The organism is Candidatus Pelagibacter sp. HIMB1517 (assembly GCF_052047895.1).
In the GTDB taxonomy this organism is placed as follows: domain Bacteria; phylum Pseudomonadota; class Alphaproteobacteria; order Pelagibacterales; family Pelagibacteraceae; genus HIMB114.
This window is the reverse complement of sequence record NZ_JBNAIW010000018.1, coordinates 1-9,175: the sequence shown is the minus strand read 5'-3', so window position 1 is coordinate 9,175 and position 9,175 is coordinate 1. Positions and strand designations below refer to the sequence as shown.

Here is a 9,175-nt window from a genome sequence, read left to right as displayed (position 1 = left end):
AAACTCACTGTATCTATTTTTTTTAAATCATTTAATTCCCAAAAATGCTAAATTATAGATAAAAAAATAAATTGTATTGTTTTTTTTTATTCAAAAAAATTACTGATTTAAAAAAATAATATAATATTAAAGAAAAAATTGAAGCTAATGGTATGAGTAAGGAATTGACATTATCAAATAACTTTAAATTAATCGCTGATAAATATTGCATAATTGATACATGACCAAATCTAAAGTTAAGATTTGAAAGTCCAACAATAATTTTTTCTTCATTCAAAATTTTTACATATGGAAGATGATATAAATATGCATCGGGGTTGTAAGGCTTACCACCTATCAAGATTACAAAAGTTATAAATGAAATAATTAATAGAAATTTTATTTCTTTACCTTCAAACTTTAATGTTCTGTATTTAATTAAATATATTATTATTATTAGAAGTAAAAAAATTGTATTTGTTAATTTATCTAAACTAAAAAAAAAATTTATTAAAATAGAAAATAAAGAAACAATTATGACGCCAAGCAAAAAACAGTTTACTTTTTTTTCTGGATAAATATGATTTTTTCTTATGGAAACTAATATTTTTCCGGTTAAATAGTATTTCAAATTTGTAAATATTATTGAAATAATCAAGGATAGCATTTGAAACTTACAATTATTATACCAATTTTTAATGAAAGCAAAACAATTCTAAAATTGCTTCAAAAAATTGAAAGTATTAAAAATTTAGAAAAGCAATTAATTTTAGTAGATGATTTTTCTAGTGATAACTCTATAGAAATTATTGAAAGTTTCAATTTTTCCAGTGACAAGACAATAATTAAGCATAAAAAAAATTTAGGAAAGGGTGCATGTATAATATCTGCTTTAAAATATATTCATGGAGATTTAGTTATCATTCAAGATGCTGATTTAGAATATGACCCGAATGATTATTATAAACTTGTCGATGCTTTTCAAGGTAGTTTAGATAAAGTAGTTTATGGATCTAGAATGCTAGGTAATAAAAAAAATTTAAAAAATAAATTTACTTCAAGAATTAGAATTTTTGCAAATTATATTTTAACCAAAATATCGAATATTATAAATAATCAAAACTTAACCGATGCTCACACATGTTATAAAATTTTCCCAAAAGATATTTTTTTAAAATTAGAACTAAGTGAAAAAGGTTTTAACTTTTGTCCAGAAGTTACAACCAAAATTGCAAATATGAAAATAAAGATTATTGAAGTTCCCATTTCCTACAATGGTAGAACTGTTAAAGAAGGAAAAAAAATTAAATTTAAAGATGCTATTATTGCTTTTTACACAATAATGAAATACAAAAAATTTAAATTATAATATGAAAATTGAAAAACAAGTTGGATATTTATTTTTTATAATTTTTTTATTCTTTTCAATTTTTTTTTATGAAAGTAATATAGTTTTTTTTTACACTCTAATCATTTCTGCGATTATATTTTTAATATTAACAATATATTTCTCAAAATTTTTATTACCTTTTTCTAAATTATGGATAAAGCTAGGTTATTTGCTAGGCAAAATAGTCTCGCCAATTATAATGTTTTGTATTTATTTTATAGTTTTAACTCCGACATCTATTATTATGAGAGTTTTCAATATCGACAGTTTAAGAATTAGAAAAAAAAGCAAAACTTCATCTTATTGGGTTAATAAAAAAGATAAAATATCAAGCATGAGGTTACAATATTAAAATGATAGATATTTTAATTGAATTATGGAATTTTCTAAAGATTAGAAAAAAGTATTGGCTATTTCCAATTGTTATAATTTTGCTAGTATTTGGAATATTAATTGTATTATCTCAAGGATCAGCTTTGGCACCATTTATATATACAATTTTTTAATGACGTCTGTTTTAGGTATTTCTTGTTATTACCATGATAGTGCAGCAGCATTATTAATTGACGGAAAAATATTAGGCGCCGCTCAAGAAGAGAGATTCACTAGAAAAAAGCATGATGCAAGATTTCCAGTAAATTCAATTAATTTTTTGTTAAATGAGTTTAAGCTTAAACTTTCTGATGTAGATTATGTTGTATTTTACGAAAAACCATTTTTAAAATTTGAACGATTATTAGAAACCTATTTAGCATTTGCACCAAAAGGGTTTAGCTCTTTCTCAATGTCAATGCCTGTGTGGCTAAAAGAAAAACTATTTCAAAAAAAAAATTTAATAAATGAGTTAAGTAAAATTGATAAAAATTTTGATAAAAAAATATATTTTTCAGAACATCATCTTAGTCACGCTTCCAGTGCTTTTTTTTCTAGTAATTTTAAAAAATCAATAATCTTGACCTTAGATGGAGTTGGAGAATGGGCTACTACAACTATTTCAGAAGGTATTGATAATAAAATAAAAATATTAAAGGAGATTAATTTCCCGCATTCTATTGGTTTGTTATATTCTGCGTTCACATATTTTTTAGGATTTAAGGTTAATAGCGGTGAATACAAAATGATGGGGCTTGCTCCATATGGTGAACCTAAATTTAAAAAAATAATTTTAGACCATTTAATAGATCTTAAAGATGACGGATCATTTAGACTTGATATGAAATTTTTTGATTTCGCAACTGGTAAAAAAATGACAAATAAGAAGTTTTCTAAATTATTTGGTATAAAAAGGAGAAAACCTGAGAATAAATTAGAGCAAAAACACATGGATATAGCTGCATCGATACAGGAAGTTACTGAAGATATAGTATTAAAAATTTGCAGATATATGTCTAAAAACTATCCTAATTCAAATTTATGTTTGTCAGGTGGTGTTGCTTTAAATTGTGTAGCAAATGGAAAAATAATTAAAGAAAAGCTGTTTAAAAATGTTTTTATTCAACCGGCTTCTGGTGATGCTGGAGGTGCGTTAGGAGCTGCTCAAGCATTATATTTCCTTGAACTAAAAAATAAGCGAGTAATAGATTCAAAAGAAGATGATGCGATGCAAGGATCGTATTTAGGCTGTAAATTTGAAATTAATGATATTGAAAAAAAATTAATATTTTTGAAAGCAAAATATCATAAGTTAGATTATTTAGATATAATATCTCAAACCGCATCTTTGTTATCTGAAAAAAAAGCAATTGGATGGTTTCAGGGTAAAATGGAATTTGGTCCAAGAGCCCTTGGTAATAGATCAATAATTGCGGATCCTAGACCAATTGATGCACAAAAAAATTTAAATTTAAAAATTAAATTTAGAGAAAGTTTTAGACCATTTGCTCCCGCGATATTAGAAGAAAAGGTTAGTGAGTATTTTGATCATGTTTATATAAGCCCCTATATGCTTTTAGTTGATAAGATTAAAGAAGAGTTAAGAATTTATCCCGAAGTTAGTTCTAATAAATTTGGTATCGATAAATTAAACCAGAAAAGATCTAATGTTCCTTCAATTACACATGTAGATTATTCATCAAGAATACAGACTGTTAGTAAAAAAACAAACAAACCTTTTCATGATTTGTTATCTAAATTTTACGAAATAACAGATTGCCCAATACTAGTTAATACGTCTTTTAATGTAAGAGGTGAACCTATAGTATGTTCTCCTGAAGATGCGTATAATTGTTTTATGGGTACAAATTTAGATGTTTTGGTTATTGAAAATTTTCTACTTTTTAAAGAAGAACAAGACCCCTCACTAGTTACTGACTACAAAAATAAATATAATTTAGATTAACCTAAAATAATAATTTTTTTATAATCATTTAATTTGATACCAGTATATGGTTTTGCGATTCAAATAAAATTTTTAAGCTTTTATTAGTTGCGAGATATTTTTTTAAATCAAAATTACACCAGCTTAAATCTGTAAGCATGAATATTCTTTTTTTAGTTTTAAAGATTTTTTTTATATTATTTTCTATGCATACAGTTTGCTTACTGATGTTTTTAAATTGCGGTAGTTCTGCATAATTCATATTTGTAAAATAAATTGTATGTTTTTTTATTAAAGTATCTTTGTAATGATACAAAAGTACATTCACTTTTTTATATGCTGTTCTTTCTCTACTTTTTTCATAATTTTTAGTTATAAGATAGTGATCATTTCTTTTAGAATAAATAACTGCGCATGTTAAAAAAATAAAAAAAAATAATGTTAGTAATTTAACTTTTTTTACATAGGATTTTTTCAAAATTTTTAATATGTTGCATCCGCTATATACTATACAGTAGCTAATAAACGGTAGCATCAATGCAAAGTTTCTTGCATCATTTCCATAGAAATACGCCCAAACCAAGTAATATGGGATTATTAAGAAGGATAATAATTTTAAACACAATTTATCCTTATAACTTATTATTAGAAGAGGAAAAATTACAACAAAACTCCAACCAAATACTAAATTTAAAGTTCTTAATATTTTTAAAGAGAATGGTTTTGAAAATTGCAAGCTGGTAAGGCTTATAATGTTCGAACTACTATCATAATTTAAAAAATTATAAATTTTTAATAAATACCACGGGGTAGAAATCAATAAAATTAAAAATATAAAAAGTAATAAGTTTTCTTGGAAATGTTTATTTTTTTGTTTAAATAAAAAATTAAAGAAAATTATTGCACATGCGCCACCAGTTAATAGAAGTCCGTTTTGTTTTAGAAGACTTGGTGTAGCAATTATAATTGCATAAAGAATTGTAGAACTTTTATTTTTAAAGATGCCTTGGTCTTGATCTGTGATCAAAATATATAGTATAGCCAGAGAGAAAAGAAATATTATTGGGTCAACAAAACCAATAAATAAAGTATGTCTATACTGATTAATAAGGAACAAAATACTCAGCAATATAGATATCGATAAAATTTTAGAATTATCATTGTTTTTTCTTGGTAATAAAAATATTAGAAAAATTGCCAAAGGATAAATTAGAACCAGGCTTCTTGCAAAAAATTCAACTTCCAATGTATTCAAAAATTTATAGGTAATGGAAATTAATGATGGATATGCCAACGGGTAATCTAATGAACTTGGATATTTAGAATTGTACAAGTCTTGCCCCCATTTATTCCACATTATTAACGGATCACCCTGGTATATGATTTCACCAATATTGCTTACGGATTGAAATAATAAAGTCGCAAATAATACAAAACATATTCCATTAAACAAAGTTAAGGTAATATTGAGAGGAAAAATTTTTATTTTTTCCCAATCTGACCTGTAAAGATATACTAAACATACTACCTCAAAAATAAAAATAGAAATAATTGTTTTTTGATCAAAAAAATCTAGTTGAATTAGTATTATTACAATAAATAAATTTAGAACTACACTTAATAAAATTGAATAAAATAACTTTTCAAATATGCTATTAATAAATTTAAATTTCTTAATTAATATTAAACCGGGAATAAACCAGCATTGTAATATAGATGCCAAACCAAGAAAAAACATATAAAGAGTATAATAAGATAATTAAATGAGTAAAAAAATAATAATAGTTGGCGCAGGTCCTGCAGGTTTAACGGCAGGTTATTTATTATCAAAAAACGGTTATAAAGTAACAATATTGGAACAAAACCCTACTTATGTTGGCGGCATATCAAGAACTGAAAAATATAAGGGTTTTAGATTTGATATTGGTGGTCATAGATTTTTTAGTAAATCTGAAGAAATAAATTTTTTCTGGGATGAAATATTAGAAAAAAATTTTTTACAAAGACCAAGATTATCAAGAATTTTTTTTAACAATATATTCTTAAAATACCCGCTTGATTTGCTTGAGGTCGTTTTTAAACTTGGAATTTTAGAAAGCGCAATTTGTTTTATATCTTTTTTAAAAGCCAAAATTTTTCCAATTAAAAATCCAAAATCATATCATGATTGGATATATAATAATTTTGGGGAGAGACTTTATTTAAATTTTTTTAAAAGTTATACGGAAAAAGTTTGGGGAATAAGTTGTGACAAAATTTCTGCTGATTGGGCTGCTCAAAGAATAAAAGGTTTAAATATTAGTAAGATAATTATTTTAACACTAAAAAAAATACTTAAAAAAAAAAATGATAATTTGATTAAAACTTATATTGATACATTTAAATATCCCAAGTATGGACCTGGCATGATGTGGGAAGAAGCAGCAACCAAAATTAAAAAACTCGGTTCAGAAATTCTCATGGGTACTAAAGTTAAAAAATATCAGTTTTTAGATAGGAATTGGAAAGTTCATGTTAGTAGTTTTAATAATCAAAATGAAGACAAAATTTTTGAGGCGGATATAGTAATTTCATCATCTGCTTTAAGAGATGTAATAGAGAGTTTGTGTCCTCGAGCAAAATCTTTAAGCTTTTCTCAAAAATTAAATTACAGAGACTACTTTACAATCGCGATTTTAATAAACAAAAAATCAGAGTTTCCTGATAACTGGATATACATACATGATCCAAATATTAAGGCTGGAAGAATACAAAACTATTCTTCATGGTCAGAATTTATGGTGCCCAATAAAGATAAATCTTGCTTAGGGCTAGAATATTTTTGCAATAAAAATGATGAGCTTTGGTCTAAAAATGATCAAGAGCTTAAGGCGCTTGCCTTGCAAGATTTAAAAAAATTAAATCTTGTAGAGGAAAAATATATAGAGGAGTTACATGTTGTAAGACAAGAAAAAGCGTACCCAGTTTATGATGATAATTACAAATTTCATGTAAGTGAAATTAAAAAAGACTTAAGTGAAAATTATAAAAACTTATTTATGATAGGTAGAAATGGTATGCATAAATATAATAATCAAGATCATTCTATGATGACAGCAATATTAACGGTAGAAAATATTATCTTTGGTAAAGCCTATGATCCCTGGACTGTAAATGAAGATGCCGAATATCACGAAAGTGATATAGGCGCAGATAGAACAAACGCATTAAAGAGTTTGAGATGTACTCCAAAAAAGATTTAATATTTAAAATAAAAAAAAAAATTAAAAGTTCTCATTTTTTACATTTGTTTTTAAAGTCCTTATATTTAAAGTTAAATAACTTAAAAATTTTAAAAAAATATTATACTAAAACTGGTATTTATTATTTACCGTTTTTTGCGTTAGATGATGTTATAAAAAAAGATATAATTAACAATAAAATTTATCAAGAAAATATAGTTAATTTAGCAAAGAATTATATCAAAGAAAATTCAATAATTTTAGATGCAGGTGCAAATTTTGGTCAAATGAGCATTCTATTTTCCAAAATAAAAAAGAATGTAACAGTTTATGCTTTTGAAGGTCAAGAATTTATTTTTTCAATTTTAAAAAAAAATTTTTTAGCGAATAAAATAAATGGAAAATGTTTTTATAATTTATTAAGTGATGAAAATAAAATAGTTAAAATAGAAAAGACTAATCTGGGAAAATTTTTGACTTGGGGTAGTAATAATATTAATATATGTAACGACGAATCGAATTATAATTTAATTAAATCTATTTCAATAGATAGTTTAAATATAACAAGAAAAATTTCTTTTTTTAAAATCGATGTTCAAGGAATGGATTTGAAAGTGATGAGGGGTGCAAAACAAACAATTCTAAAAAATAAAATGCCGATAATTTTTGAATATGAAGAAATTTTTGAAAAAAAATATAATTATAGTTTTTCAGATTTTGAAAATTTTATACATGAAATAAATTATAAAATTTTCAAAGAATTTGATAATAATTATCTGATATTGCCAAAATAAGTTTTTACTCTATAAGTTTACAAAAAATTTCGCATCCGTTTTTTTCTTTGATTTTTCCAATGTAAGAAATAATGTTTCGTGCGTTCTGAAAATTTTTATACTTGAGGTTATTTTTATTCTCTAATCTAATATTATAAGTGTACTGATATTTTTTTGATAATTTATTTATTATAAATTCAGTTTCTTTGATAAAAAAAGGAAGGTTTGCTTCAAAGCTAATTAAAGGAATTTTAAATTTTAAGTTTTTTAATATATTTTTCTCTCCGCCCTCAACATCAATTTTAACATAGTATGGTGTGCCATATTTGTTAATTTCACTATTCAGAGTTGATGACTTTAATTTTTTTAAAAAAATTTTTTTATTATTTAAAATATTAAGTGATTTTAAACTTTTAAAGTTAGTTGAGCTATAAGCCTCATCATTTTGGACAGAGTAAAATTTTTTGTGATTTAAAGTGTCTGATATTAAAAAATTATTTATTTTAATGTTATAATTTTTTTTAAATCTAACTTTTAATAATTTATATAAGCTTTCTTCAGGTTCATAACATATTAGTTTTTTGGAAAAAAAATTAAAAATATAACTTTTATCGCCTCTATTGGCGCCTATATCAAATATTAAAATATTTTTGGGCAATATTTCACTATAAAAAAAGAAATCATTTTTTAATAATTTGTAATATTTTTTATTAAAAAATTTTAGATACAAATTATAGTATAAAGAGGAAAATCGAAATTTATTTTTTAAGAAACTTAGTATCACTGTTTTAATTATTACATATTATCTGAAAGTTTTTGTCATGCATTTTTTTATGCCAATCAAAATAATATGTATCTGAACAAAATTTTTCTAAATTAGTGTTTTTAATACCTTTTTCAAAATTAAATATTAAAAAAAGATTTAAAAAAATAAAAAAGATGAAAATTAATTTATATAGTTTAATATTTATAGACTTAATTAAAAAACCAATAAATAGCAAAATAAAAAAATCTGAGTAAATTAGGTAGTAGCTATTAGGTCTCGAAACATTAATTAGCATAATTAATAAAAAAGATAAGAAAAATAAAAGTATAATTTTTGTTTTTTCTTTCAGGACTTTTTTATTAAGGCAAATAATTATTAATGCACACAAATAAACAAAATTATACTGAAAATTAAACATAAAAGATAAATTATTTATATTAAAATTTGCATACTTGGTGTTACTTAGAAAGTTGTAAAAAGTATATATTATCGCCTCATAATTAAAAGAAGGGTGTATTAAGATTAACAAATTAAATATTGCAAAGGTGCAAAATAAAATTGTGTTTAGCAATAACAAATTTTTTAATATCAATTTATTATTCGCTTTAAAAAAAATAAAAAAAATTAAATTAAAAATAATTATTTGGAAAATTAGAAAAAATACTCCCTTGTAAGAAACATATGGCACTAATATTTTGTGAAGAAGTATAAATAATAAAGAGCTTGATA

The 9,175-nt window shown here is 23.7% G+C and carries 9 protein-coding genes; 6 read left to right on the top strand and 3 right to left on the bottom strand.

What is annotated here, in order from left to right; translation table 11 throughout:
- Positions 1 to 52 precede the first annotated feature (52 nt).
- Positions 53 to 610 carry a hypothetical protein gene (locus ACTTAT_RS06780; protein ID WP_440680292.1) on the bottom strand — a complete coding sequence of 186 codons (558 nt, stop codon included), beginning with the start codon at positions 608 to 610 and terminating at the stop codon, positions 53 to 55.
- A 36-nt stretch (positions 611 to 646) separates the two neighbouring features.
- Here ACTTAT_RS06780 and ACTTAT_RS06775 point away from each other — a divergent pair, with 36 nt between their 5' ends.
- Genes ACTTAT_RS06775 through ACTTAT_RS06760 form a run of 4 tightly spaced genes read left to right on the top strand, consistent with a single transcriptional unit; the run spans position 647 to position 3,707 of the window.
- Positions 647 to 1,348, top strand: a complete 702-nt coding sequence (locus ACTTAT_RS06775; protein ID WP_440680291.1) for a glycosyltransferase family 2 protein — start codon at positions 647 to 649, stop codon at positions 1,346 to 1,348.
- A gap of 1 nt (position 1,349) precedes the next feature.
- Positions 1,350 to 1,721, top strand: a complete 372-nt coding sequence (locus ACTTAT_RS06770) for an SxtJ family membrane protein (protein WP_440680289.1) — start codon at positions 1,350 to 1,352, stop codon at positions 1,719 to 1,721.
- 1 nt (position 1,722) lies between these two features.
- The gene (locus ACTTAT_RS06765) at positions 1,723 to 1,875 is read left to right on the top strand and encodes a DUF5989 family protein (RefSeq protein WP_440680288.1); all 153 of its coding nucleotides are present in this window, start codon (positions 1,723 to 1,725) and stop codon (positions 1,873 to 1,875) included.
- Complete coding sequence (locus ACTTAT_RS06760) at positions 1,875 to 3,707, top strand: carbamoyltransferase family protein (protein WP_440680287.1); 1,833 nt, start codon at positions 1,875 to 1,877, stop codon at positions 3,705 to 3,707. Before ACTTAT_RS06765 ends, ACTTAT_RS06760 begins: the two co-directional genes overlap by 1 nt.
- Positions 3,708 to 3,735: 28 nt before the next feature.
- Here ACTTAT_RS06760 and ACTTAT_RS06755 read toward each other — a convergent pair whose 3' ends face one another.
- Complete coding sequence (locus ACTTAT_RS06755; protein WP_440680286.1) at positions 3,736 to 5,424, bottom strand: hypothetical protein; 1,689 nt, start codon at positions 5,422 to 5,424, stop codon at positions 3,736 to 3,738.
- Positions 5,425 to 5,449: 25 nt separating this feature from the next.
- Here ACTTAT_RS06755 and ACTTAT_RS06750 point away from each other — a divergent pair, with 25 nt between their 5' ends.
- Both ACTTAT_RS06750 and ACTTAT_RS06745 read left to right on the top strand, forming a co-directional pair.
- Positions 5,450 to 6,928 carry an NAD(P)/FAD-dependent oxidoreductase gene (locus tag ACTTAT_RS06750; protein ID WP_440680285.1) on the top strand — a complete coding sequence of 493 codons (1,479 nt, stop codon included), beginning with the start codon at positions 5,450 to 5,452 and terminating at the stop codon, positions 6,926 to 6,928.
- A complete protein-coding gene (locus ACTTAT_RS06745) occupies positions 6,907 to 7,701 on the top strand; it encodes an FkbM family methyltransferase (RefSeq protein ID WP_440680284.1) in 795 nt (264 codons plus the stop codon). Before ACTTAT_RS06750 ends, ACTTAT_RS06745 begins: the two co-directional genes overlap by 22 nt.
- Before the next feature lie 4 nt (positions 7,702 to 7,705).
- Here the strand turns inward: ACTTAT_RS06745 and ACTTAT_RS06740 are convergent, their stop codons facing one another.
- Positions 7,706 to 8,338: an FkbM family methyltransferase gene (locus ACTTAT_RS06740; protein ID WP_440680282.1), complete on the bottom strand. Its 633-nt coding sequence runs from the start codon at positions 8,336 to 8,338 to the stop codon at positions 7,706 to 7,708.
- Positions 8,339 to 9,175 lie beyond the last annotated feature (837 nt).